Raw genomic sequence first — 24581 nt, forward strand, 5'->3', positions numbered from 1 at the left:
AAAACAGCGATGATTTTTAGTAAACTGGACGGTCTATATGAATATAGCGATTTTATTCTAATAGATGGGGTGGTTCATTTGTTGCTAGAAAACAAAACAGCTGTTATTTACGGTGCGGGAGGCGCGGTTGGCGGAGCGGTAGCCCGTGCTTTTGCCAAGGAAGGTGCGAAGGTTTTTTTGGCAGGACACACGCTTGAAAAAGTAATTGCCATTAAGGAGGAGATTACGGCAGCCGGAGGCGAAGCATATGCTGCGCAAGTGGACGCGTTGAACAGCCAAGAAGTCGAAAATCATCTGGATCAAATCATTAGCCAATTCGGTCAAATCGATATTTCGTTCAATTTAATCGGATATAAAATTGGGATGGGAACGCCGCTTTTGGAGATGACTCAAGAGAGATTCAGCTATCCAATCGAAACGGCGATGAGAACCCATTTTATCACAGCAACCGCTGCCGGTCGGCATATGGCTATCAAGGGCTCAGGCGTTATTTTGGCTCTAACTGCGCATGTTTCCCGAATACCGTTCACCGAGGCTGGCGGATTTGGCGTAACAGGAGCGGCGATCGAAGCTTTGTGTCGTCAGTTGTCCGTTGAGCTAGGTCCGAAAGGGATCCGTGTGGTCTGCTTGCGCTCGGCAGGTTCGCCGGATACTCCAGGTGTGATGGGAGCGATGAAACTCCTTGCGGAAAGTGCAGGAGTAACCTTTGAGCAGATCTTGGAGGAAAATGCTAAGGGTACCATGCTTAAACGGATGCCGAGTTTGGCCGAAGTCGCGGAAATGGCGGTTCTCATGGCATCAGATCGCGCCCGATGCATTACCGCCGCGGCTGTGAATGTGACTTGCGGCGCCTACGTGGATTGAAGTGGCAATGCTTTAGGTCTGAGCACTGCGATAAGTCAGAAACCATCGAAGTCATTCGATGGTTTTTATTTATGATCTCTTTTCAAGAAAATGGGATAAGAGTGCTCAAGAAAGGAATAATGAAAGTACATTCACATCGGAGGAATTACACATCATGAGATACTTAATCGCTATACTGGGAGTGTTAGTCGTGTTCTGTCTGTCGTATGCGGTAAGCAGTGACCGCCGGAGCATCCGCTACAAACCGCTTTTCGTCATGATCGTCCTGCAGGCGCTGCTTGCATTTGCCTTGCTGCATACCGCCGTCGGCGAGATCCTCATTGGCGGCTTTGCTTCGTTATTTGAGAAGCTGCTATCGTATGCGGGAGAAGGCGTTGATTTTGTGTTCGGAGGTCTTGTCAATGAAGGTCAAATGACATTCTTTTTGTCGGTTTTGCTCCCGATCGTTTTTATATCCACCCTCATAGGGATTTTGCAGTACACAAAGATATTGCCTTTTATTATTCAATATATCGGTCTAGTGCTCAGTAAAATCAACGGGATGGGCAAGCTGGAATCTTATAACGCGGTCGCGTCCGCAATTCTAGGGCAATCGGAAGTATTCATCTCCGTTAAAAAGCAGATCGGCATGCTGCCGAAGCATCGCCTTTATACGTTATGCGCTTCCGCTATGTCAACAGTTTCAATGTCAATTGTCGGCGCATACATGCAAATGATTAATCCGAAGTATGTCGTTACGGCACTCGTGTTAAACTTATTCGGGGGCTTCATTATCACTTCGATCCTTAACCCGTATTCGGTTTCGAGAGAAGAGGATATTCTGGAAGTACTGGATGAAGAGAAGCAGTCGTTTTTTGAAATGCTGGGTGAATACATTATGGATGGGTTCAAGGTGGCGATCGTTGTCGCGGCGATGCTGATCGGCTTTGTTGCGTTGATCGCTATGGTCAACGGCATCTTCACCGGCATTTTTGGTATATCCTTCCAGCAACTTCTCGGTTATATCTTTGCGCCTTTTGCTTTCGTAATGGGGATACCCTGGAAGGAAGCAGTGGAAGCGGGAAGCATCATGGCGATCAAAATGGTATCCAACGAATTCGTGGCGATGCTTGATCTCGGCAAACATACGACTTTGTCCGCACGTACGGTCGGCATCGTCTCGGTGTTTCTAGTGTCGTTCGCGAACTTCTCGTCCATCGGCATCATTTCCGGCGCAGTAAAGGGACTGCATGAGAAGCAGGGCAATGTGGTGGCCCGTTTCGGTCTCAAACTGCTGTTCGGGGCAACGCTTGTCAGTGTATTGTCAGCTACAATAGCGGGACTGTTCCTGTAATATGCTAAAAAAGAACGTGGGAGCAGGGTTTGCAAGGATTGGCCTTGGCAACCCACGGCTCATCTCTATACAAAACAAAAGACACCCGATAGGGTGTCTTTGTCTTTGTCTTTGTCATTGTGCCATTTACACAAGCTGTCAAAAGAGGGTGAATAGAAATTTGCGTAATATTGCACTCAATTACCGGGGAATACATCATTGTGAAAATACGAAGGAAAATCTAAGCTAAACAGTAAATTGGTGTCACACTGTCAGATTTAAGGGTCAAGAGGAGGTTGTCATAATGAAGCGGCTGCTCATTTACGTTCTTCCGATTTTAGTGATTGTACTAGGAGTTTGGCTATTCGTTAGCCGGCAGGCCCCTGAGAGTATCCCTGTCAGCTATCTATCACCCGTGTACGATGTTTACATAAAGCGCGATATCGTCTATGCGACTAAGAAAAATGAAACTGAAACCGAAGAGCCCCTGAAATTCGATTTATATGAGCCGGAGGGCGATAACAACAAGATGAGACCCGTATTTATTTTCATCCATGGAGGAGGCTTTAAGGAAGGAACCAGAACAGATGCGGAGCATTTTTCCAAAGAATTAGCCAAACGGGGGTACGCCGTTCTTTCCATGGACTACAGACTGAAAAGCGACCCTTTTGCTGACTTTACACATACGGTTTTTGACGCTTTCGAGGATATCTCCGATGTCATTGGCTGGATTAACAGCAACGCTGGAGCTTATGGGCTGGACGCGGCCCACCTGGCTATAGGCGGGGATTCGGCTGGCGGCCAGCTAGCGATGAATTATGCGAATGAATATTGGGATCGCAATCCTGCCAGCGTAAAACCGATATTTGCAATTATCGATATTTACGGCGGGTTACTGATGAATAGCGTACATGAAAAGCTGCCACCCGTTCTCATCATTCATGGGACAATAGACAAATTAATCCCATACCAACAGAGTCTGCAGCTCAACGATTTATTAGAAAAAAGCGGAGTTTATCACACGCTGTTCACCATGGAAGGTGTTGGGCACGATTACAAGAACGCAAAGTATATCGACGAAATTGTCGCAAATACATCGCACTTTCTCTGGAACGTCATGAATCGTCCGAAGACAGAATGGCTCCCGGAAAGAGTCGGCATCGAAGCCGTTGCCGGCGATGCTTTTGACGTTCAATTGCCTGAAGGATTCCGCAATCGAGCTAATGGGCAGATCAAAGTTCATTTGCCTAATGGATGGTCGTTAGGGAAAAATGAAGATCCCCAGTTTCTAAGGGTTCATGTTCCTGCAGGTTTGAATCGAGGGAATCATTCGATTTTCGTCTCGCTAGATCAAAGCCAGCAGTCTGCGCCACGCTTTGCAATGAACGTCAAAGTCGTCGATCCTCTATTAGAAAGCTTCACTTCCTATTGGGATGCCGCAGACCATAAAATAAAAACGCATCTGCAAATGACCAACGCATCAAAAAGCAAGTTCAGCGGCTCTCTGCAAGTCGCTTACGAAACGGAGCAATCGAATGAGGGAAAATTCTCAATCCGTGTGGATCAGCTCGAACCAGGGGAAAGCAAGACACTCACCATCCCTGAATTGGCAAAAGGCAAACGAATCCTCAAAGGATTCGACGCCTCAGGCACACTCCTGCAAATCACGGAGGATTCGTCTCCTGCGTTTTTAGTTCATAACATACAGAAGCAAATAACGATAGACGGTAATCTGGACGAATGGAAGGATCAGGCAAGCTTCGAGGCGAACGGCGTTGCCATTAGCGATTGGAAAGGAAAAGAAGATGCCAGCGCAGTCGGCTATTTATCCTGGGACGCGAACTACTTGTATGTTGCGGCGGACGTTACTGACGATGTTCATTCTCAACCAGCGGACAGTAGTATGATCTGGAGTGGAGATAGCATACAGCTAGGGATCGGTTTCGCCAATGCGGATGGCAGCGTTCCTCTCGAATATCACGAGCTGGGGGTTGCTCTGAATGACAATGGAAGCTTGACCAACTGGCGCTGGATTGCACCGAAGGGCTTCAGTACCGATGGCTCCGTTAACATCCGTGAAGCAGTCAAACGACAAGGACAGAAAACGGTCTACGAGCTTGCTATCCCTTGGAGTGAATTGACCCCGGATACCGCGTTGATCAAGCAAGGAACGAAATTGAAATTTTCCATGGTTGTGAATGACAATGACGGTAGCGGCCGCAAAGGATGGCTGGAATACAACAGCGGAATAGCGACAGCCAAGGATATTAACGAGTTTGGTGACTTGTATTTGATGGATTAACGAAAATGCTAGTGGAATACCAGAATACCCAGGGAGCAAATTGCCGTGGCAACTGCTCCCTGGGTTCGTTGAAACAACTGGCAGGTTTACTTTTTCAAATTCGCGATGTAATCATTCATCTGCTTCGCGTAATCATCGCCGCCGTTTTTGTACCAGCCGCTTTGCAGCTCCGTAAATTTGTCGACAGGCTCTTTACCCATAATGATTTTCATCATCATTTGATCCCATGCTTTTTGATAATCCTGATATATCGGTTTTTCGTTCGCGCGTCTCATCGTATTTTTGCGAATTTAGTTGGTTGGAAGCTTAGCAGGCGCTACCTTTTGGCCGTCCTTGATGGTATAGTCGTTGCCTTCGTAGCCGTCCTTCACCACGTTCCAAATGTCATCCGTCAGCCAGGAGTTCAACAGCTCAGCGGCTTTCATCGGATCCTTAGCCGTCCGCGCCTTTAACCCAAATATACGTAAGGTCTGCGCTTGGCGTTTGCTTCTGAATTTCCGGTAAATGGTAGGTATAGTGCCCTGCAAAGCCTGACATAACCCCCGTCATCCCACGCCAGAAGCGCTCTCTACGTTTTGTTTCGTCATTGGTCGCCGAATCCGGATCGTACACGCCCTCTTTGTACAGCTTAGCCGTGAAAGCTAACGCATCTTTATAGTTGGTCGAAGTTGTATCATATTTAGCATCCATGTATATGGTCCTGCACCAGAAAGGAGGTCAATTCGCTGAAAGGGTTATTTTATTTTGTTTGCCAGATTCCATTTACAAGGTTAAATAGTCTTGCCTCTAAGCCCGGTTAACGGGCTTTCCTTCCTTAGCAGCCAGTGTATCATCCAGCCAATTGAACAGGTAATGATTGAACAGCAGGAGCGCTCCCAAATGACAGTGCTCCCCGGCGCCGTCATCAGCGCTGAATTTCATGTATGATTTCGGGCAGGTGAGCGCCGCATAAAGCTGCTGGGGCTGGCCGGCGAAGAAGTGATCATCCTCAGCCTCGCATACCAGTGTGGGGCACTTGATTTTATCGGCCACACCTTCCAACGTAAACGGCTCCGTCTTTTCGACGAGATCGATAAGGGAGTCCGCTTTATACGTAAACATTCCGTTCTCGACAGCCCAACGAACATTGGTGCTTTGGTTCATTAAATCACGAACAAAGTCTTCCATATTGAAAGTCTGATTATTCAAGTCCTCTTCCATTTCTTGATCAGGCTCGCGGCCCATTTCGCTGAATTTAAAGGAAAATAGACCATCATCAGCGATGCAAGCGGCTAGTCGGTGTTCGAAGGCCGCGGCGCGAGGCGCTAAGTAGCCCCCAAGACTAATACCCATAAGCGCGATTCGGTGAGGGTCAACCTCAGGTCGGGTCAGCAAGTAGTCAACCACCGGAGTAACAACCTTCTCCCAATCGTTACGAAATGGAATTTGCTGCTCCCGAATAACTGCGCCTTGTCCAGGGCCTTCGAACGTGAGGCAGTTGTATCCGCGCTGCAGAGCCGCCATGGCTACCTGGAAATAGAGCTCTTCCCCTGTAGAATCAAAGCCCCCGTGAACGATTAAAGTAGGCCGCTGTGTATCATCCACACGGTAAAAATACCCCGGCAAATAGGTTTCTTCATAAGCAATCTCGACTTGCTCCACTAACGTATCCATCAATTGAATAGCTTGGTGGAATGTATTCCGGCTTTGTCCCCATGTTTCCAAGATGCGTGGATCGTTTGGATTGCCGTGAAGGAAAAACTCGGCTGTGCGGTAGTAGTTAGAGGCACGCAAATAGAACTCTTTTGCACTGATCCGATTACCTTGCTCCCTGCTGTCGATCGCCAGAGCATGGATGCGTTCAGCAGTTTTGTACCATTCGGTGTACCAGCTTTCAAAGTTACCTTCTTCGATCCGGTATGCGGTTGACAGACATTCACCAACATCTGCTCCTCCATAAGGGGCATAGCTAAGGGTTCTCAAGAGTTCAAATGAAAAAGTTTGATCTTTAAAGACAAGATTCATCGTAATTCCTCCTAGTCTGCATATGTGGGTTATCCATTGATGGGTTAATATTAACCTATATCATTTAAGTTTAAATGTCAAATATAACTTATGTTAAAAATAACTTATATTTTCATTGTGGAGTTGTGATTGACCCGGCAATAGGTTAATATTGACCTAAATTATTCGGATTTATAAGAGTCAACCTTAATCGATAATTAAGGCTGGTTTGTTTAGTTGAGGGGGATTACCACGTGAGTTCGATTCAAATGGTATTGCTTAGTTTGTTGGCGCGTGAGCCGCTAAGCGGGTATGATATGAAACAGCAGATGAAGGGCAGGATCAACTTATTTTACAAAATCAACAATAATCAGCTCTATCCCGCGCTTTCTAAGTTAGAGACAGAGGGTCTGGTGCAGCTTCAATCCTATGAACGGGAATCGTACCGACCTGCGAAGAAAGTGTATAAAATAACGGACATGGGGATCGAACACCTGAAGGAATGGATTATAAGGCCGAGTGAACCGGGGAACTGGGATGAATTTATTCTCATGCAGTACAACTCATGGCTGGTGGCTCCAGAAGTTCTGATACCGATTATGGAAGAGAGAAAGCAAGAACATGAGCAGCGTATTAAGGCGTATAGGGCCAAAATTTCGTCATTGCGAGAGCAGACTGAGCGCTTGACCACGGATCATCCAATATTTTCGTCCGTTGCGGTTATCGAGATGGGGATCGAATTTGAGGGCGTATGCAAAGAGTGGTGCGAAAGAATGATCGATAGGCTAAAGGAAAATGAGGCTCGTGCATAGCAAATGGCGATCAGCCTATTTGTGGGAGAAGCAGACAAAAGAAAGAAGCACCCAAGAGTGCTTCTTTCTTTTGTATATGTTCGGGAGAAGAACCCCTCATGAATTCGCCCGCGCGGACCGTAGCGTTAGCGCTGGGAGCATGCCTTATAAACACGCTTCCTGCTCATCGATTATCAGCGTTCGTCCTGCAGGGCGCGATATACTTTGGACAGTCCTCTCTCGATGATCGCACGTTCTTCTTCGTCTAGGACGCTGAGAAAATAGTTCGAAATCCCGTCCGCATATGTAGGCCATGTGGCAAGAAACGCCTTTTTACCCTCCCGCGTCAAAATGGCAAAAGCTCCCCGCCGATCTTCTTCCGTCCGTTCTCTTGTTACGAATCCTTCACGTTCCAATCGTTCGACAACGCGTGTCAGACCGCTGCGGGTGATAACCACTTTTTTAGCAAGATCGGTCATCCTAAGCTTTTTATCTGGAGATTGATACAACGCTACCAAGACATCGTAAGTCGTCAGCGGTATTTTCCGCTGCTCGGATAAATCCTTTTCAATCCGTTCAATTACGGATGCATGTGCATTTACAAACGCACGCCATACGGACAACTGCTCTTCTTCTAGTCGATGCATTAGGTAATGCCTCCTGAACCTTCGCTTATATAAATCATACTTGATATTTTGTTGACTACGCAAGTAATTCGTGATAATTTTATTTGCGTAAGAAATAGTTGCTTGAACAACTATATGGCGAAGGAGGAATCTTCCTTGAATGGCATACTATTCGGACTTTTGTCGGCTTTTTCGTTTGGTACAGCTGATTTCTTTGCGGGTAGAGCAAGCAAAAGTACAGGGGTTTTCTCTACCCTTTTTTACATGCAGGTCGTTGGTTTCGTCTTTCTGACGTCAGCTGTGACTTGGTATGGACAGTGGCCTAACTTGCATTCTTTTTCGCATGTAGCGGCAGCCAGCTTATGGATGGCACTGGACCTGATCGGTATTCTGTTTCTTTATCAAGGTCTGGTTTCCGGCAAGTCTTCCGTCGTTGCACCTATCGCGTCCAGTTTCTCGGTCTTCACCGTTATTCTGGCCATCGTGTTTGGAGAGCGGCTCAGCACAGTGAAACTTGCAGCTATTGTACTGACGCTAGTCGGCATCGTTCTTACAACATTGGTCCTGTCTGAAAGAGGGAAGAGAGGAACTGGCCGGAAGCTGGAGAGCGGAGCGGTTTGGGCGATTTTGGCTGCGCTGTTTCTCGGTACGGCGTTCTTTGGACTGCGTTATTCACATGAAGCGTTAGGCGGTCTGGTAACGGTTTGGATCGGTCGCCTGCAGGCCACGATTTTGCTTCCTGTTGTGTATGCATTTTTTAAGAAACGTATAGTACTCCCGGATAAAAAGAACGCAGGCTTGATCATCATCGTTGGCATTCTTGATGCAATAGCTCTTGTTTGCTATAACCTTGGGCTGGGCTTAGAGGATACCTCTATTGTGATTACCGCAACATCCTTGTTTGCCGTTGTGACGCTGCTTTGGGGCGTGTTTTTAGGCGGTGAAAAACCTTCATGGAATCAGTGGGTGGGAATTGGCTGTACGTCCATAGGGATTTTTTTGATTTCCTTGCTATAACAGTGATCCAGTTGTGTTTATGTTATAATGAGTACAATCCAAGTAACAGGGGGTGAGGGGATGCGTTGGGAAGAGGTGCAGGAACGATTTTCGAATGAATGGGTTGTTCTTGAAGCAACGAAAGCACATTCCTCAAATGGCAACCGCTATATTGAAGAAGTTGTTGTTGTTGATCGTTTTGACGATTCAACGTCGGCGATGCGCCGATATTACGAATTGCATAAGCAAGACCCCCACCGCGAATATTGCTTTTTTCATACGTCCCGTCCCGCTTTAGTTGCCCGTGAACGATACGTCGGTATTCGGGGGCCTAGATGAATCTAAACGTGAATTTTGGTCTGCCCTTTGTTACGGTAACCATTCAGTTTCGCGGACAAAATTTGACGCTGGAAAGAGTCTTATTGGACACCGGATCTGCGGGGACGATCTTTAAGGCAGATATTGTTGGTGGAATCGGAGTTGTTCCTGAGTCCGAAGATGTGGTGGATTCCATTCAAGGTGTCGGTGGAATCGAGTACGTATACACAAAGAACTTTGATGCGATTTATTTTGATGAAGTATGCATAGATAATTTTCAAGTTGAAATTGGAAGTATGGATTACGGTATAGAGATCGATGGGATCATTGGTTTTGACTTTATCCAAAGAGCGGGTCTGGTGGTTGATGCGGTACAAATGCAGGCCTACGCATCTATAAAATAAAGGATGTTACGCTCTCAAATGGCGACGATGCAGTCGGCTGCGTTCAAAAGACGCTTCCACTGCATCGTCACTTTTTTAAATTGTGTGACCAATTTCCGGCGGTTTACTGCAAAATAATCTTTCCAACAGTTCTCCACAATCATCCAAGCATTTTTTTTCAGGCTAACATCCTATGTTTACGAGAACATGGTCTACAGCGGTCGCTTTGCTTCGGTACAAGCAAAAAATGCGGATAGGGATGTGGACGGATTGAACGTAAAAAAGCCTATGCGTAAATTGAAAGTCAACATTAATGTGCTGCGAAGCCTGAGGAAGAATAAGAAGGAAAGCAAAGGTCTGGGATTATTAATCGATAAACGATACGCTCCTCGAATAATGAGACGTGGCAAGGAAGCGGAACTAACGGGACGTATAGTTGTGCCAGGGAATTCTGAATACAACTCGGCCCGTCGGGAGTTCAACACCTACTTTAACAAATTTCCGCGAGTGATCGTCTTTGCTCAGAAGACTCAAGATGCCATCAACGCCCTTCGTTGGGCTCGCTATAATAACGTACCGATCCGTATGCGCTCCGGCCGTCACAGTTACGAGGGCTTATCTGTCGTTGACGGAGGAATCGTAATTGACGTGAGCGACATGCACGAGGTGGATGTGAACCGCAAGCGCGGCGTTGCCACGGTGCGACAATTACTCCAGCCATTACTTCGGTCCGGGTCGCCGCGGAAGGTCGTTATCAAGGAGATCCCTTGGATTGAGTCCGTTGGACTAGTAGCGAAGACTACGCCAACAACTCCTTTTCCTTTTAAAAGTGTCGGACCCTACGTTTATCATCGGCTGCCCGAAGATGCCATTGCGACAATTCGGCGGTACATTGAATCGCCGCCTACTTCTGGCGTCTCCATTTTCTTGCACGGCTTAGGGGGTGCGGTAGCTAAGGTGCCGAATCGCGCTACAGCTTACTACTACCGCCGGGCTTTGTATAATATGACTCCGACTGCTACCTGGAACACACAAGCCGAGTCGAGACGGGGAATCCGGTGGGTAGAAAACTTCCGTTCGGCAATGCTCCCTTATACCCGTGGTGTCTACGTGAATACGCCAGACCTCCAAATCGAAAACTGGCAGCAGGCTTACTATGGCAGTAATTTTGCCAGACTGACAAGAGTAAAGGCCCATTACGACCCTAAGAACATCTTCCACTTTCCACAGAGCATCCCGCCAGCACGCAGGTAGTGTTTGAGGTTATATTGAACCGTGAATTCACTAAGCGGGAGCCTGTAATCTCCCTCACATCATGAAAACCCAGTCCGCATGCGGACTGGGTTTTTGCAATGAAGAAAGGAAGTTTATTTGGCGTTCTTATCCGGCTGATGAATACCCAAAATATTACCTTCCGTATCCGTATAATAGCCCTGCCACGCCATACCCGGAAGGGCGTACTTAGGCATGGCTACCTTGCCGCCAAGGCTAATAATCTTCGCTTCAGTAGCATCGTAGTCCGCTACTCCCATTGTACAGGCATAGCCATTCAAAGGCTTGCCAGGTTCCGGGGGAGGACCTTGGCGCTGCATTAACGCTCCGTTAATACCCATTTCATTGGCATCACCCGTCACAGCTCCAAAATAGGGCATTCCAGCATAACTGCTCCAATCTTCAAATGTCCATCCGAATACCTCGCCATAAAACTTCTTGGCACGCTCCATGTCATCGACATGAATCTCAAAATGAACTAATCTGCCCATATTTACCTCCTAAGTGTTGTCTTCTGTATTCCTTTTATTAATTATGTATGTCTGTTTGATTTTCCTGCTTAGTATTGTTATGGGATAAATGCCATGCTTTTATAACCGATGATGGGCTAAGTTTCGACACGCTGCTCAGAAATTTTCGGTCAAACCTTACATGAAGCGCTTTCTTTTCAGTTTGCGCAGTAGTTTCATCCGTTAAAGTGAATCTATAATGCTAGCTTTGCAATTTCGATTGCAAGCATCGTACAAAGGAGCTGGCAAAAGTGCTCTGGAAAACTATACTTACTTCGGTTCGCTCGTCGCCTTTATTTACTTTCCTCATCATAATGGGAGTCTTATTTGACCTTCTGTTCCATTACCTTTCCTCGCTCAGTTATAAATATTTAATCGATAAAGCTCTGATGCCGCGTGATATCGAGGCACTGGCGATGATTGTAGGCGTATTGCTTGCTCTCGGATTGCTTAACGTGATTGCCGGAATTGCCAGCGATTATGCCAAAGCCAAATGGGGTGCCAAGTTGCTGTTTGATTACCGGATCTCTCTATTCCGGCACATGCAGCCGCAGTCTCATCGCTTTTATGAGCGGTTTCAAGTCGGTGATCTGCTTGCCAGGCATTCCGAAGATATTCCGGCGATTAAGACGGCTGTGCTCCAGACGTTCAGCGGAGGATTGCTGTCCGTCTTAAGCGTCGTGATTGGACTAAGCATCCTTTTTACGATGGAGTGGAAGCTTACGCTGCTGGCGCTTGGCGGCTCGATCTTAGTATTCATACCTTACAGGCTGTTCAGAAGCCGTTCGCTTGCGCTAGCCAATGATTATTATGGGCAGCTTGAGCAGTTCAACGGATCGTTGGATGAGAGCGTGAAGGCATATCGGGTTATCCGAGTGTTCGATTTGCGCCAAAGCATGTTGACGAAAGTGGAAGGAATTCTTCATACGATGGCTTCAATCGGTGTGAAAAGGAGTTTCGTCGATTCCAATTTGAACCGGATGCCTGTGCTTGCCATCTCGATTTTGACGGCAATCATTCTCGGATACGGCAGCTATTTGACCTTCGACGGCAGACTCTCGATTGGCGAATTTATCGCCTATAATTCGATCTTTATTACGGTTGGCCAGTCGATGTATGGCATATCCGCTGTACTGCCGCATTTCTTGGCGGCGCGAACAAGTTTGCAGCGCTTGCAGCAAGTGATGGAGTGGAAGCCCGATGTGACGGAGCGGGGGGTTCAGGAACTGCCAACCGTCCGAACGCATGTCGAGCTGCGCGATGTCACTTTTGCTTATGTGCCAGGGGAGCCTGTGCTGCGACATTTTGATCTTAGCATACCGCTGAGCGGGCATACGTCTATCGTCGGTGCCAGCGGCTCGGGGAAAAGCACGGTGCTCCAGCTGATGCTGAGGTTTGCCGATCCGGAAAGCGGAGCGGTCTTGTATGACGGAAGGGATATTCGAGAGGCCCGTTATGCTTCGCTGCTTGGGCAAGTGGGCATCGTCTTTCAGGACTCGATCCTGTTCCACGCCTCGATCCGGGACAACATTGTCGTGGGCAAGCCGGATGCGACGGAGGAAGAGATGGAGGAAGCTGCGAGGGCGGCAGGGATTCACGAGACGATTATCGGATTTCGCGATGGCTATGATACCGTTGTTCGCAATCATGGCGATAATTTATCCGGCGGTCAACGGCAGAGGATTGCGCTGGCCCGGGCGCTTCTGCGTAACCCGAACATTTTGTTCCTGGATGAGGCCACATCTGCGCTTGATCCGGAAACCGAACAATCCGTGAATGAAACGATTCTGTCGCTCGGACACAGCAGACCGATTATTTCCGTGACGCATCGTCTCGCGTATGCGGCGTTGTCCGATCGTATCATCGTTCTCGATAAAGGTCGGGTAGCCGAATCAGGGTCGCATAAACAATTGATGGAACAGCAGGGTGTGTACCGCCGAATGTGGGACAAGCAGCAGGGATTTGTCCTGTCCAGAGGAGGCGGAAGCGCGCAGGTGCAGGCGGATCGGTTGCAGCAGCTGCCTTTTTTTCAGGGGATTGAGCAAGGAGCATTGGATCAAATATCCCGGCTCTTTGTTGCCGAGAAATTCGAAGCAGGCGAAGCGGTAATGGAACAAGGCGATCAGGGGGAAAAGTTTTACTTGATCGCGCGAGGCAAAGTAGAGATTATCGTCAGTTCAAATTCGGGGGAAAGACGCAAAGTTGCGGTTTTGGAAGACGGCGATCATTTCGGAGAAATAGCGCTCATGCAGCATATTCCGCGAACGGCCACCGTTGTTACGGCAACGCCTTGCTTACTGCTGTCGCTGTCGTACGAGCATTTCCATCCGCTGATGATGCGCCATTCCTCCATTCGGGAAGCGCTGGAAGCCACATTACAAACTCGAATGCAAGGGAGAGAGAAAATTCATGCTGCAATGGATAGTCGCTGAATCGGAACAGTTGAAAGAGGATGGGATCCGGTTTCTTTGCAGGTATGCCGAGGACCTGGGGCTTCCCTACAAGTGGAGTACGATCATGGCATCGCTCGAGATCGCTATTTACGATAAAGGATTGATGCTTGCCTTGGATGCGGGAGGTCAGGTTCGGGGCGTTCTTGCGTACACCTTTGAGACCAAAGAAGACGGCTCTGAAGATCGTTCCCGGATCGAAGTTCGCCTTCTCTATCTGGAGGCTGAATTTCGCAGAGGGAAGACACTCATTAGAGCTATGGATGCCCTTGTTGAGCGTGAAAAAGACTTGTATGACACTGTCGATGAAATTGGATTTTACATCACTCCGAAGGGCGGTCATCGAAGGCTTTTCGGGAAAATCGCCACGGAGAGCAGAACGGAGACGCACCCGTGCGGCCTGCTCATGTTTTACGTTACGACGCCTGATCGATTGGGCCGGTATGTTGAACAGCATATATCGCACAGCAAAATTTAAAAACCGGCTTGGCAGCCGGTTTCCGTTTCACTTACTCTCTTGGTCTTGGCGGTGGGTCTTGACGGGGATTATTAGCAGCTGCGCTTTGCGTACCTGGATCTCCCATGTCCGTTCACCTCTCATTCTGGTTACGGCTCGGCCCTGCCGATCACTATTCTCTAACATACGCGGATGAACGATCGTTATTTTGTACAGCCAATGGCGGATTGCATGCAGGTGCACCCATTTGTGTTCACCTCCTCTATTTAATTATTAGTTACTATATAATATATATTTAATTATTTCAAGTGTAAATTCTAACTATTCAGAATATTAAAATATTTGAGGTGAAAATCGTGGTCCGATTCGATATCTGCGTAAGTACACGGGATTGGAGCAGATTTACAGATTTTTATATCGCACATCGAGGTTCCATCATCCCAGGCTACCCCGTGAGTCTTGTGCTGAAAGACGTTACAAATTACATGAGGCAAGGCAGAGCCGCCATTATCGTAAATGAAAGCGATGAGGTCGTTGGGATCGGAGGCTTTGTGCTTGGATTGGCGGAAGCTAAGTTTGAGCATAAGGAAATTGCGGTGCTTGGCAACAGCTGTTTCAAGGAGGAGTATCGGAACAACCGGACGTTCATTCGGGGCTTGCAGGTGTTGGCTGAGCAAATCCGGGACGCGAACCCCGATGTGCAGGAAGTTAGAATTCCGACGTCGGCGGACAACGCGTATACGAACCGTCTGTACCAAAAGCTGGCGACAAAGTCTCATTCATACGAAACCGGATATGGAAAAGTGCAAATCTACACGACGGCGTTTCGCGAGTATGCCGAATTCTGCAATCGTTATCGTTAAAAGTGCTGGGGGCCCCGATGATTTATGCTAGAATAAGAACCGAATCCTCATACATTGAAGTCGGAGCTGGTTTATCTATGGTAAAAAGTTGGCGCGGAAGACTCGCGGTGTTAATCGCCGTGGGAGTTGTCCTGATGGCGTTGTGTCTGTCGGCCGTTCCCATAACTTCCGTTGGCAGCCCCCCTCGGGCAGAACAGGGCGTTCTGGATCTCAGGCAGTGGGATTTGAATCAAGACGGCCCCGTCCGGCTTAACGGCAGTTGGTCCTTGCATTGGCAGCAGCTTCTCTCGAAGGAGAACGGCGAGCCGCCTTTTTTCGCGGAAGTTCCCGGCGAATGGAAGAGCAGCGGCCTGCCGGGTCACGGTTACGCCACGTACCGGCTCAAGGTGTTTACACATGCGGACGCGGGTACGTTAGCACTTCAGATCCCTGCTATAGCACCCGCTTACCGCATATATGCAGACGGCCGCGTCATTGCGGAAGCGGGCTTCGTCGCTGGCGTGCGGGAAGCTGTACGCAACGCCTATCTGCCTCAGACCGTGACGTTCAACCCGCCCGGACCGTCGTTCGATCTGTTCATTCAGGTGGCGAACGAGCTTTATCCGCAAGGCGGCATTTGGTACAGTCTGACGTTGGGCGCTGAATCGTCAATGTTTGCTCTGAAGCAGCGTACAGAGATCGTGGAAATGGCCGTGTTCGGCGGTTGCGCGCTGCTCGGTTTGTATCAGCTCGCATTGTTCGCGATGCGACGCTCGGAACGCTCGAACTTATTTTTCGGTCTATGCTGTCTCTTGGGCGCTGTTCGATTCGGGGCTGTGGGCGAGATGTACATTGTCCAGTTATACCCGCATACTGATATCAGGCTGCTGATCATGCTTGAATATTTGACTTATTATGGCGGAATTACCGCAGCACTGCTGTTCGTGAGAGAGTTGTACCCGAAGGAATTCCATCCGGTCATCATCAGAGTGCTCACTCTCGTTGGCTGTGTTTTCATTGGAACGGTCTTGCTGCTTCCTGCCGAATGGTATACGCAGTTTATGGCTGCGTTCAAATACGTTTCGCTGGTGAGTCTGGCCTATATTTTATACGGTAGTGTCAAGGCATTCTGGAGGGGGCGGGAAGGGGCGCTGCTTCAGCTCTCCGGGTGGCTTATCTTCTGGATCGCCGCATGCCACGACATTATATACAGCGATGGCCGGATCATTTGGACCGATCTGCAGCTCGTTCCGTACGGCTTCATTTTGCTAGTGTTCATCGAAGCGATGGAGATCGCCCGCAGATTTACGAACGCTTATCGCATTATCGGCCGCATGTCGGAACAATTGATTGCTGCGAATCGGATGAAGGACGAATTTCTGGCTAACACTTCACACGAGCTGAAGACGCCGCTGCACGGCATTATGAATCTTTCGCTGGCGCTCGCCGAAGAAAAGTCGGGACCGCTGAACGCCCAGCAGCGGGAGCAGCTTGAAGTTGTCATCGCCGTAGCCCGCCGCATGTCCAATCTCATTCATGATATTCTCGATCTGTCGCGACTGAAGCACAGCGGCATTCAATTGGATTTGAAATCCGTCGATATCCGCGCAGCTGTGTCGGCGCAGCAGGAAGTGTTCCGCCATTATATCGGGAATAAGCCGGTTCATCTGCGCTTCGATTGGCCTGATAAGCTGCCAAATGCGCATGCCGACGAGAGCCGTCTGCTGCAAATCGTGTACAATCTGATCGGGAATGCCATCAAATTTACGCCGGAGGGCGAGGTTGTGGTCTCCGCTTGGACCGAAGGCGAGATGCTGCACTTGGCGGTCGCGGATACCGGTATCGGTATCGAAGCGGATATGCTGGAGACCATCTTCCAATCGTTCGAACAAGTGGGCACATCCGTTGCCAGAGAATACGGAGGAACGGGACTTGGTCTTGGCATAGCGAAGAAGCTGGTCGAGTTGCACGGCGGACAGATTTCGGTAAGATCGCAGCCGGGGAAAGGCTCTGTCTTTACGGTCACGCTTCCTGTGAGCGGCGTATCCCGCGCGCATTCCCGGGCGAGCGAAGAAGAGCCTGCGGCTGCCAGCTTGCCAGTGGGCTGGCGAGAAACGGCTGCAGCGTCAGTCTTGATTCCGGAGAGCGGGGAGAGGCGGGAGCATTGCATATTGGCGGTCGATGACGACCCGGTTAACCTGCGGGTGCTTCAAGCGGTGCTGGCGGACGAGCCTTACAAAATCATCGCCGTATCCAGCGGGAAAGAAGCGATCGAAACGCTGGACCGGCTGGGCGGCATGATCGGACTTGTTGTTCTCGATGTGATGATGCCCGGACAGTCGGGCTACGAAACATGCAGGCTAATTCGACAAACGTATCCGCTTAGCGAGCTGCCTATTCTGCTGACGACGGTGCGAAACGAGCCCTCGGATGTGATGCTCGGTTTTGAAGCCGGGGCGAACGATTATTTGACCAAGCCGTTCGAAGCTTATGAATTGCGGGCGCGCACGCGCACGCTTCTGGAGATGAGGCGTTCCGCCGAGGAGGCGGTCCGTTCGGAGCTGGCTTTTTTGCAGGCGCAGATCAAGCCTCATTTTCTATACAATGCGCTGAACACGATCATCACCTTTTCGCTCGAAGATCCGCAGATGACGCATGATCTCTTGCTGAATCTCAGCCGGTATTTGCGAGGCAGCTTCGACTTTAAGAACAAGGAGCGGCTTGTGCCGCTGCGCAAAGAGTTGGAACTGACCGAAGCCTACCTCCAGATTGAGCGGGCACGGTTCGGTGAACGACTCCGCGTTCACATTGAGGTAGATGAAGCAGCGGATTGTATGCTGCCTCCGCTTACGCTTCAGCCGCTCGTCGAAAATGCGGTGCGGCACGGCATATTGAAAAAAGAGGATGGCGGCACCGTGACGGTATTCGCAAGTGTCGATACCGATTTCACAACGCTTTCGGTTGAAGACGATGGCGTAGGCATGCCCCCGGGGGCGCAAGCGATGCTTATGAAGAATGACGGAAGCATGGGTGGTGTGGGATTGCGGAACATACACCAACGAATGCTGAAACTGTTCGGCACAGGCATAGAGATCGAATCGAGAAGTGCCGATGCCGGCGGTACGAAAGTCACCATTCGCATCCCGATAGCTTTAGAAAGCAGCAAGGAGGGGATCGAATGATCCGAATCGTCGCCGTTGACGATGAACCGCCTGCTCTTCGAAGAATCGGCAAACTGCTGGATGAGTTCGAAAATGTGAAAGTATGCGGCTTGTTTGATAAATCGACGGCCCTCCTGGAGTACGTCTTAACGGAACCGGAGCCGATCGATTTGGCTTTACTGGATATGGAGATGCCTACGATTCACGGTCTGGAGCTGGCGCGACGGCTTCGTGAGTGCAGGCCGGAGCTCCACATTGCATTTTTGACGGCTTATCAGGAATTTGCCAGAGATGCTTTTGAAGTAGAGGCGCTTGACTATTTATTGAAACCGATCATGAAGGAAGACTTGTCGCGTACGATTGCACGGTCCTTGAAACGCAGCCATAACGCCCATGGCGGGGAAGAGCGCCCCAAACACGGCGTATCGGTAAATCGTTTCGGACCGTTTGCCGTGACTGCCGATACGGGCGAGCAGGTCCGGTTCCGCAATTCGAAGGGAAAAGAGCTTCTGGCGTATTTGCACCATCACCGTGGCAAGCCCGTCGGCAAGATGCAAATCATAGACGATATTTGGCAAGGTCGCGATGTGGAACGAAGCCAAGTCAATCTGCATTCGACGGTGTATCAGTTGCGCAAAGATTTGGAGTCTTGCGGCCTGACGGACCCGATCCAGCAGTCGAAAATTGCAGGAGGCAGCTATAGTCTGCACTGGTCCCCGGCATTCGATGATGTCGTTGCCTATGAGGACGAGGTTGGGCGCTTTAAGCGCACAATGTCATTGACGCATGCGCTAAGAGCCGTGCAATTATATGGGGGAGGCTATTTAGCGGGAAGCGGGTATGTTTGGGCAGCGCCACGACAGGGGGAACTGGAGCTCGGCTACACGGAACTGCTGGAAGCGATCGTGGGCATATATGTTCGGCAGCAGCGCTACGAAATTGCATTGGATCCGATGCGAAAGTGGTCGGAGCTCGACCCGCTAAACGGGCGGCTCCATGCCAAAATGATCGCGCTGCTGCTGCTCATGAACAGGAAAGCCGACGCAAGGTCCTATCATGAGCTTGCACGAGAGCTGCTGGATCAGGCAGCGGATATTTCGGAGATTGAATTTGACCAAATCGTTAATAATCCGTTAAGGCCTTTTTCTTAAGGGAAGAGGATGCAGCGATGCGCTCGTTATCTGACACGCCGTATGAGGCGTGTTTTTCGTTTTTTCTTCTCTTTATCGCTATTGTTTTCGAAAACACCTGAGGTGAAGCGTTTCCTTTGCAGTCTAAAGCAAGCTGGGCACGATATGATAGAGAAGGATTCGACAAGGTTAGCGATGTATTGAAAAAGGAGGCTATACGAATGAACCGTAAAGCAACGTTATTGTTGCTCATCTTTACTACAAATCTTGTACGTCCTCTTTATTCTCGTATGGATGTTTATTTTTGGCATGTCCTTCATGATGTTCGACTCTCTCTCCACGGAAAATGCAAGGAATGCCTTCCTGCTCATCTGGATCGTGTCTTTGGGCGGATTCCTCTTACATGCGAACTTCAGTTGAACAATGAGTAGGGGCAGCAATGAGATTACAGATGGAAAAGCAGAGGAGCGTTGCGGATAGCTTAGCTATGTGAAAATGCTAGAAGTAAGATAGCAGCCCAAATATGCATAGCGATGGCAATAGTGGCATACAACAGCGGAAATGTGTATGTCACGGATGGCTGTCGAATACGAATAATTAATGTATCTGGAACAATTAGGACGATAGCCGGAAGTGCAACCTGTGGTTTTTCCGGAGATGGAGGCTGACTTCGAATGTCTCCCGAGAGTAGCCCTTTAGGGATCCAATGATCTACTGTCTTTTAAAACTCAATGAATAGTTTCTTTAGAAAACGCCTATGGGATATGAGAGTATCTTTAATACTTAATCTGGGGACTTTGTCTGAGAAATTCTCACAACAAAGACGTCTGTTTTATGCCAAAGGGGGAGATTGAGTGTTTGGGGAATAGAAAGCTGTGAAGATGATAGTCATTCAGCATATTGAATGGAACGTGCCCTCACTTTATCTTCGTTTGACGCTTACTAAAGTGAGGTAGTATTTATATCAAGCTAGTAAATGGCAAATGAAAACACTACTAATGAATGCTTTGCGGGCGCAATTAGTAGTGCTATGGGCCGATTTTGCGAAAATAGGTTGCTTTTCTCATATCTCGGTTGTTTATATTTTACAACTTTTGTTTAATTTTATCAATACATGTTTTTTTACGATAATGAATGGTCGACCAACTATAATTAACATGACCTATGCGCTTCGTGAAGTACTATAAAGCACTTTAACGACACCAACTCTAAAACACTTGACTTTTTGAAATCACGATATAAGTACGAAGGATAGTAAACTGAGGGCATGAGTTTGAGCCTTTCATAGGCTAATACTTCATTTTCTCCGAACAAATACACTGACTTCATCCTTATGCCAAACAACTATCCTCAGAGTTACCAAGTGACCGTCATGGAGTGTATTGTTCATGTATTAACAATGAAATTTCAAGAAAAGACAAAAATAAGCAAAATTATCCAAGAGAAGTATTGTATTAATTTCCAAAGCATGGTAATCTTTATAACGAGTTAGCAAATGATAAATAGAAATACTACTGATGAATGCTTTGCGGGCGCAATTAGTAGTGTTATGGGCCAATTTAACGAAGAAAATAGGTTTATTTTCCTGTATCTCGGTTCTTAGTATTTCACGATTTAATGGACAATCAACTATATGGGGTGTAAGAAATGAAAGTTCATGTAAACAAAGACGTCATTGTTTACGAGGAAGAAGATGAAATTATCTTGATAAATATGACTCGAAACAAGTTCTATTCATTGGACAGAATGGGCACAATCATTTGGAAGTTAATTGTGGAAGACAATGAGATTTCAAAAGTAATTAACAAGATTTCTATTGAGTTTGAGGTAGATAAAAATATAATTGAGGCTGATTTGGACGAATTGCTTAATGCTTTAGTGGGGGCGGAGGTAATAACAAAAAGTGTATAAAATCAAAAAAATTTTGAAGTTCTTTGAATTGTATTTAATGATAATCTTTTTCGATTTTGAATTATCAAAAGATGGATTTAACAAGGTATTTGAGAAATATTCTAAAAAGTACACTTTAAAAACAGTAGAGAAAAATCCTGAAACAATATATAAAAAAGCAAAAGAAATATTTGAACTGTTTGATTTAATTGATGTTGTTTGTGCCTGGTACCCCAGAAAAGCTGATTGCATTCAAAAGTCTTTTTTAGGGTTTAAAATTCTCAGAAAAAAATACGCATTACCAGTGGAAATAGTGATTGGAATAAGGAAGTTCCCATTTGAGGCACATGCATGGCTTCATATAAATGAAAGAAATCTCTTTGCTGATGATGAACATACAAAAAAATACAATATAATCTTGCGCACTAGTGTTAAAAGAGAGGGTGGTAATCATTAAGTGGTTTACTGTGTTTGTGTCGAAAAAGGGATTAATAAACAAAAAAAGAAAATTTGATATAAATTACCGAATTTTAAATGAATATGGGATTCAAGCGAATAATGTGATAGGGAGGAGTATTCAAGACGGATTTGAGTATTACATAGCGTGCAACAATGGGGTTCCAGAAGATTTAATATCTGGGAATGGAATATCGATTGTTGGAGATGTGGATATACATAACAAAAAGCAACTGATTGAAAAATATTGTTTTTCGGACAAAATTTCAATTCATATAAGCAGTGAAAAATTAGTGGAAAAGTTATACAAAAATATAGGTTTTAAAATATTTAGTGAATTAATCGGAGAATTTTCATTTGTTCTTCAAGATAATTTGAGTGGACAAACTTTTTTAGTGAGAGATCCGATAGGCATTAAAACATTATTTTGGATGGAAAAGAGTGAAGAATTTATTATTGCAAGTGATATTTTCTTAGTAAAAGATTTCATTGATATGAATAGGCTGAAAGAGGATTATTTCGAGGAATTTTATTATCGAAATGGAATTATTGATTCTTCAAATACTCCATATCGAAATGTTTATAGAGTGCCAAGTGGTTGTATCTTGCAAATTAAAAATGGGGTTCGAGAACTATCAAAGTACTGGGACTTATCGAATATTACAGATGAGATTAGATATGAGAATGAAAGTGAGTATTTAGAAGAGTTTAAAGAAATATTAAATATAGCGGTTAAGGATAGGTTAGTAAAAGAAAATAAAAACTCTATTATGTTAAGTGGTGGATTGGATTCAACCTCAATATATGCATTATCTAAAACCCCAGAAAATATAAAGAATCGGTATTTTGTCTCCTCGGTAAGTGCTGTATTTGAAAAATTAAAAGAATGTGATGAAAGTGAATATATTCTTGAGTTGTTAGATCGATACAATGATACTGGTAATTTTGTGAATTGTGATGAAGTCTCAATATTTGATGGATTCAATGAAAATACCCCATTTTCGTACGAACCGAACGTGAATTCGATTACCTATAATTTCACAAGTACCCTAGTAAAAGAATCTGTTAATAAAGGTATGATTAATATTTTGAGTGGGTATGCAGGTGACCACTTATTAACTGGATCATTGTATGTAACCAGGGACATGTTAAGAAAGTTTCAAATCAGTTTACTCTTAGAATATATCACCAAGTGGTCAATTAGGATGAATAGCTCAGCAATTCAAAATTTAAAAACGTACGCTCTAAATCCTAAAATTGAGAGTATGTATATGTTTGAGGGCACCAATAGGTTTTACATGGAGATGCATAACAAAATCAAAGGCATAAAGTACTACCACCAAAAGCATCTTTTCTTTCAAATTTCAAGTGCTAAATCTCATTTATATACCGACAGGGTTCTAGGAGCCATTAATGGAGCGGATATTAAGCATCCGTATTTAGATAAACGGTTAGTAGAGTTCATTTATAAAATCCCGGGAGAACTTTGTTATTCACTGGAGACAAAGAAAAATATACTCAGGAAATCAATGAGAGATCTACTTACAGAGAGAATAACAACAAGAGAAGATAAAACAACTCATGTAGCATATTTTTATAAAAATATGCGGAAAAATTGGCCCCAAATATTCAGTGATTTAAGCCATCCTCGAATCATTACGAAGATGAATCTGATAACAGAAGAAAAATGGCGAGAAGAGTTGCTTAAATGGAGGAATGGAATAGATGTGAAGGAAGGATTTTGGACACTATTTTCAATTGAAATGTGGTATTCAATCTATACTAAAAAGATTTCGGTTTAAGATTATTACACTATTTATGGGGAAAATAGGGAGGATTTTATTTATGAAATATGTCAAACCATCTATGCTCGATTATGGGAAAAGTGAGAATGTAATTAAAGGTGACTGCGATTGGGGCAGTGAAGGCTTTACATTCGACAGAACGGGATCTTATGACACTCAAAGACGAGATTATGTGTTCTGTGGATATATCGCAGGAAAAGAAGTCTATTGCTGTCAATCCACAGCGAAATGCAGCACGTTCGGCGATGTTTGTTAAGTAATGTAATTCAGCTATAATTCTAATTTTTTAAAAAATACTCCCTATAAATAGTGTAATACTGTTCTACCGATTAGCTACAGACCCTGAAAAGGGTCTTTAAAACTTTGTGCTAACTTCAACTAGAAGATAGGAGAGAAGCAAATGGAAATACTATTGTTCATTATTTGTATTATCTTATTATCTGTACTACTCCGTTTGCATTTCATATTAAAAAAAGATGATGAGTATCTTCGTCAAGCAATAGATCCGAAAAAGTTTCTTGAGCAAATGGGAAATTATAGTGGGTTTATAGTGGTGACCGATAAACAAATCTTATTGAATGAAATTGATTTATACAGAAAAATAGTTCGGAAGTTAAGTAAAATATCTAGCTGTCACATAGTGTCCTTGATTAAGGAAGGTGAGTATCAATTGGATTTTCAAAGTATTGAATTTTTAAGTAATTTTCAAATACAAAAATACCCATCGATTATATTTTTAATAAATGGGTCAATAAACAAAAGCATAATATCTTTTGAAAATCTATCTGATCGGCAAATCACCAAGGAAGTAACTAAGTTTTCAAGGCAGGTAGAAATATGATCCAAACCATCACCATCTTCTCAAAAATTTTGTGTGTAATTCTTGGATTAATTTATCTTAAAAGCAGCATTAAGAAACTAAAGCAACCATACTTATTTTTCGTTAATTTCAGCAATTTCAAAGTGTTTAATAAGAAGGTGTCTTTCCTTGTGACACCGACAATAATTGTTTTAGAACTAGCACTATCTTTATT

Annotated in this window: 26 protein-coding genes; 19 read left to right on the plus strand and 7 right to left on the minus strand. The window is 46.0% G+C overall.

Annotated features, from left to right (window positions below; genetic code table 11):
* Positions 1-9: 9 nt before the first annotated feature.
* From AC3WRW_RS22130 to AC3WRW_RS22140, 3 genes are all read left to right on the plus strand, one after another.
* Positions 10-864, plus strand: a complete 855-nt coding sequence (locus AC3WRW_RS22130) for an SDR family NAD(P)-dependent oxidoreductase (protein ID WP_492548459.1) — start codon at positions 10-12, stop codon at positions 862-864.
* A 154-nt stretch (positions 865-1018) separates the two neighbouring features.
* Positions 1019-2197: a NupC/NupG family nucleoside CNT transporter gene (locus AC3WRW_RS22135; RefSeq protein WP_492548460.1), complete on the plus strand. Its 1179-nt coding sequence runs from the start codon at positions 1019-1021 to the stop codon at positions 2195-2197.
* 283 nt (positions 2198-2480) lie between these two features.
* On the plus strand, positions 2481-4478 hold the full coding sequence (locus tag AC3WRW_RS22140; protein ID WP_492548461.1) for an alpha/beta hydrolase fold domain-containing protein: 1998 nt from the start codon (positions 2481-2483) through the stop codon (positions 4476-4478).
* An 86-nt stretch (positions 4479-4564) separates the two neighbouring features.
* On the opposite strand, the gene AC3WRW_RS22145 is transcribed toward AC3WRW_RS22140, so the two are convergent.
* From AC3WRW_RS22145 to AC3WRW_RS22160, 4 genes are all read right to left on the minus strand, one after another.
* Positions 4565-4753 carry a hypothetical protein gene (locus tag AC3WRW_RS22145; RefSeq protein WP_492548462.1) on the minus strand — a complete coding sequence of 63 codons (189 nt, stop codon included), beginning with the start codon at positions 4751-4753 and terminating at the stop codon, positions 4565-4567.
* A 15-nt stretch (positions 4754-4768) separates the two neighbouring features.
* On the minus strand, positions 4769-4903 hold the full coding sequence (locus AC3WRW_RS22150) for a hypothetical protein (protein WP_492548463.1): 135 nt from the start codon (positions 4901-4903) through the stop codon (positions 4769-4771).
* Positions 4904-4910: 7 nt separating this feature from the next.
* On the minus strand, positions 4911-5168 hold the full coding sequence (locus AC3WRW_RS22155) for a hypothetical protein (protein WP_492548464.1): 258 nt from the start codon (positions 5166-5168) through the stop codon (positions 4911-4913).
* A gap of 96 nt (positions 5169-5264) precedes the next feature.
* A complete protein-coding gene (locus tag AC3WRW_RS22160) occupies positions 5265-6482 on the minus strand; it encodes an alpha/beta hydrolase family protein (protein WP_492548465.1) in 1218 nt (405 codons plus the stop codon).
* Positions 6483-6715: 233 nt separating this feature from the next.
* On the opposite strand from AC3WRW_RS22160, the gene AC3WRW_RS22165 reads away from it, so the two are divergent.
* Positions 6716-7273: a PadR family transcriptional regulator gene (locus AC3WRW_RS22165; protein WP_492548466.1), complete on the plus strand. Its 558-nt coding sequence runs from the start codon at positions 6716-6718 to the stop codon at positions 7271-7273.
* 173 nt (positions 7274-7446) lie between these two features.
* Here the strand turns inward: AC3WRW_RS22165 and AC3WRW_RS22170 are convergent, their stop codons facing one another.
* On the minus strand, positions 7447-7899 hold the full coding sequence (locus AC3WRW_RS22170; protein WP_492548467.1) for a MarR family winged helix-turn-helix transcriptional regulator: 453 nt from the start codon (positions 7897-7899) through the stop codon (positions 7447-7449).
* A gap of 135 nt (positions 7900-8034) precedes the next feature.
* On the opposite strand from AC3WRW_RS22170, the gene AC3WRW_RS22175 reads away from it, so the two are divergent.
* The 3 genes from AC3WRW_RS22175 to AC3WRW_RS22185 are packed head-to-tail and all read left to right on the plus strand — an operon-like array spanning position 8035 to position 9596.
* Positions 8035-8895 carry a DMT family transporter gene (locus tag AC3WRW_RS22175; RefSeq protein WP_492548468.1) on the plus strand — a complete coding sequence of 287 codons (861 nt, stop codon included), beginning with the start codon at positions 8035-8037 and terminating at the stop codon, positions 8893-8895.
* A 60-nt stretch (positions 8896-8955) separates the two neighbouring features.
* Positions 8956-9213 carry a hypothetical protein gene (locus AC3WRW_RS22180; protein ID WP_492548469.1) on the plus strand — a complete coding sequence of 86 codons (258 nt, stop codon included), beginning with the start codon at positions 8956-8958 and terminating at the stop codon, positions 9211-9213.
* On the plus strand, positions 9210-9596 hold the full coding sequence (locus tag AC3WRW_RS22185; protein ID WP_492548470.1) for a retropepsin-like aspartic protease: 387 nt from the start codon (positions 9210-9212) through the stop codon (positions 9594-9596). The genes AC3WRW_RS22180 and AC3WRW_RS22185 overlap by 4 nt, the downstream gene beginning before the upstream one ends.
* Before the next feature lie 14 nt (positions 9597-9610).
* Here AC3WRW_RS22185 and AC3WRW_RS22190 read toward each other — a convergent pair whose 3' ends face one another.
* Entirely contained in the window at positions 9611-9733 is a 123-nt protein-coding gene (locus tag AC3WRW_RS22190) for a hypothetical protein (RefSeq protein WP_492548471.1), read from the minus strand.
* A 238-nt stretch (positions 9734-9971) separates the two neighbouring features.
* On the opposite strand from AC3WRW_RS22190, the gene AC3WRW_RS22195 reads away from it, so the two are divergent.
* Positions 9972-10829, plus strand: coding sequence for a BBE domain-containing protein (locus AC3WRW_RS22195; protein ID WP_492548484.1), 858 nt, complete (start codon positions 9972-9974; stop codon positions 10827-10829).
* Between the two features lie 113 nt (positions 10830-10942).
* On the opposite strand, the gene AC3WRW_RS22200 is transcribed toward AC3WRW_RS22195, so the two are convergent.
* Complete coding sequence (locus AC3WRW_RS22200; RefSeq protein ID WP_492548472.1) at positions 10943-11338, minus strand: VOC family protein; 396 nt, start codon at positions 11336-11338, stop codon at positions 10943-10945.
* A gap of 332 nt (positions 11339-11670) precedes the next feature.
* On the opposite strand from AC3WRW_RS22200, the gene AC3WRW_RS22205 reads away from it, so the two are divergent.
* The 11 genes from AC3WRW_RS22205 (at position 11671) to AC3WRW_RS22255 (ending at position 24388) form a co-directional block, all read left to right on the plus strand.
* Positions 11671-13788 (plus strand): ABC transporter transmembrane domain-containing protein, encoded by a 2118-nt coding sequence (locus AC3WRW_RS22205; RefSeq protein WP_492548473.1) that lies wholly within the window; start codon positions 11671-11673, stop codon positions 13786-13788.
* The gene (locus tag AC3WRW_RS22210) at positions 13766-14284 is read left to right on the plus strand and encodes a hypothetical protein (RefSeq protein WP_492548474.1); all 519 of its coding nucleotides are present in this window, start codon (positions 13766-13768) and stop codon (positions 14282-14284) included. Before AC3WRW_RS22205 ends, AC3WRW_RS22210 begins: the two co-directional genes overlap by 23 nt.
* Positions 14285-14619: 335 nt before the next feature.
* Positions 14620-15126, plus strand: a complete 507-nt coding sequence (locus tag AC3WRW_RS22215; protein ID WP_492548475.1) for a hypothetical protein — start codon at positions 14620-14622, stop codon at positions 15124-15126.
* 77 nt (positions 15127-15203) lie between these two features.
* Complete coding sequence (locus tag AC3WRW_RS22220) at positions 15204-18287, plus strand: hybrid sensor histidine kinase/response regulator (RefSeq protein WP_492548476.1); 3084 nt, start codon at positions 15204-15206, stop codon at positions 18285-18287.
* Entirely contained in the window at positions 18284-19417 is a 1134-nt protein-coding gene (locus AC3WRW_RS22225) for a response regulator (protein WP_492548477.1), read from the plus strand. The genes AC3WRW_RS22220 and AC3WRW_RS22225 overlap by 4 nt, the downstream gene beginning before the upstream one ends.
* Positions 19418-19617: 200 nt before the next feature.
* Positions 19618-19827 (plus strand): hypothetical protein, encoded by a 210-nt coding sequence (locus tag AC3WRW_RS22230; protein ID WP_492548478.1) that lies wholly within the window; start codon positions 19618-19620, stop codon positions 19825-19827.
* A gap of 1216 nt (positions 19828-21043) precedes the next feature.
* Positions 21044-21307, plus strand: a complete 264-nt coding sequence (locus tag AC3WRW_RS22235) for a PqqD family protein (RefSeq protein ID WP_492548479.1) — start codon at positions 21044-21046, stop codon at positions 21305-21307.
* Positions 21300-21743: a lasso peptide biosynthesis B2 protein gene (locus tag AC3WRW_RS22240; protein ID WP_492548480.1), complete on the plus strand. Its 444-nt coding sequence runs from the start codon at positions 21300-21302 to the stop codon at positions 21741-21743. The genes AC3WRW_RS22235 and AC3WRW_RS22240 overlap by 8 nt, the downstream gene beginning before the upstream one ends.
* A 16-nt stretch (positions 21744-21759) precedes the next feature.
* Positions 21760-23544 (plus strand): asparagine synthase-related protein, encoded by a 1785-nt coding sequence (locus AC3WRW_RS22245; RefSeq protein WP_492548481.1) that lies wholly within the window; start codon positions 21760-21762, stop codon positions 23542-23544.
* Between the two features lie 43 nt (positions 23545-23587).
* Positions 23588-23803: a hypothetical protein gene (locus tag AC3WRW_RS22250; RefSeq protein WP_492548482.1), complete on the plus strand. Its 216-nt coding sequence runs from the start codon at positions 23588-23590 to the stop codon at positions 23801-23803.
* A 144-nt stretch (positions 23804-23947) separates the two neighbouring features.
* On the plus strand, positions 23948-24388 hold the full coding sequence (locus tag AC3WRW_RS22255; RefSeq protein ID WP_492548483.1) for a hypothetical protein: 441 nt from the start codon (positions 23948-23950) through the stop codon (positions 24386-24388).
* Positions 24389-24581: the final 193 nt, after the last annotated feature.

Source organism: Paenibacillus sp. FW126-R14 (assembly GCF_058789495.1).

Coding starts and splice junctions, on each gene's coding strand:
- AC3WRW_RS22195 (WP_492548484.1), top strand. CDS start 9,972: ATGAGACGTGGCAAGGAAGCGGAACTAACGGGACGTATAGTTGTGCCA.
- AC3WRW_RS22150 (WP_492548463.1), bottom strand. CDS start 4,903: ATGAAAGCCGCTGAGCTGTTGAACTCCTGGCTGACGGATGACATTTGG.
- AC3WRW_RS22180 (WP_492548469.1), top strand. CDS start 8,956: ATGCGTTGGGAAGAGGTGCAGGAACGATTTTCGAATGAATGGGTTGTT.
- AC3WRW_RS22170 (WP_492548467.1), bottom strand. CDS start 7,899: ATGCATCGACTAGAAGAAGAGCAGTTGTCCGTATGGCGTGCGTTTGTA.
- AC3WRW_RS22235 (WP_492548479.1), top strand. CDS start 21,044: ATGAAAGTTCATGTAAACAAAGACGTCATTGTTTACGAGGAAGAAGAT.
- AC3WRW_RS22200 (WP_492548472.1), bottom strand. CDS start 11,338: ATGGGCAGATTAGTTCATTTTGAGATTCATGTCGATGACATGGAGCGT.
- AC3WRW_RS22205 (WP_492548473.1), top strand. CDS start 11,671: ATGGGAGTCTTATTTGACCTTCTGTTCCATTACCTTTCCTCGCTCAGT.
- AC3WRW_RS22145 (WP_492548462.1), bottom strand. CDS start 4,753: ATGAGACGCGCGAACGAAAAACCGATATATCAGGATTATCAAAAAGCA.
- AC3WRW_RS22220 (WP_492548476.1), top strand. CDS start 15,204: ATGGTAAAAAGTTGGCGCGGAAGACTCGCGGTGTTAATCGCCGTGGGA.
- AC3WRW_RS22160 (WP_492548465.1), bottom strand. CDS start 6,482: ATGAATCTTGTCTTTAAAGATCAAACTTTTTCATTTGAACTCTTGAGA.
- AC3WRW_RS22135 (WP_492548460.1), top strand. CDS start 1,019: ATGAGATACTTAATCGCTATACTGGGAGTGTTAGTCGTGTTCTGTCTG.
- AC3WRW_RS22225 (WP_492548477.1), top strand. CDS start 18,284: ATGATCCGAATCGTCGCCGTTGACGATGAACCGCCTGCTCTTCGAAGA.
- AC3WRW_RS22185 (WP_492548470.1), top strand. CDS start 9,210: ATGAATCTAAACGTGAATTTTGGTCTGCCCTTTGTTACGGTAACCATT.
- AC3WRW_RS22230 (WP_492548478.1), top strand. CDS start 19,618: ATGAACCGTAAAGCAACGTTATTGTTGCTCATCTTTACTACAAATCTT.
- AC3WRW_RS22250 (WP_492548482.1), top strand. CDS start 23,588: ATGAAATATGTCAAACCATCTATGCTCGATTATGGGAAAAGTGAGAAT.
- AC3WRW_RS22255 (WP_492548483.1), top strand. CDS start 23,948: ATGGAAATACTATTGTTCATTATTTGTATTATCTTATTATCTGTACTA.
- AC3WRW_RS22130 (WP_492548459.1), top strand. CDS start 10: ATGATTTTTAGTAAACTGGACGGTCTATATGAATATAGCGATTTTATT.
- AC3WRW_RS22210 (WP_492548474.1), top strand. CDS start 13,766: ATGCTGCAATGGATAGTCGCTGAATCGGAACAGTTGAAAGAGGATGGG.
- AC3WRW_RS22140 (WP_492548461.1), top strand. CDS start 2,481: ATGAAGCGGCTGCTCATTTACGTTCTTCCGATTTTAGTGATTGTACTA.
- AC3WRW_RS22155 (WP_492548464.1), bottom strand. CDS start 5,168: ATGGATGCTAAATATGATACAACTTCGACCAACTATAAAGATGCGTTA.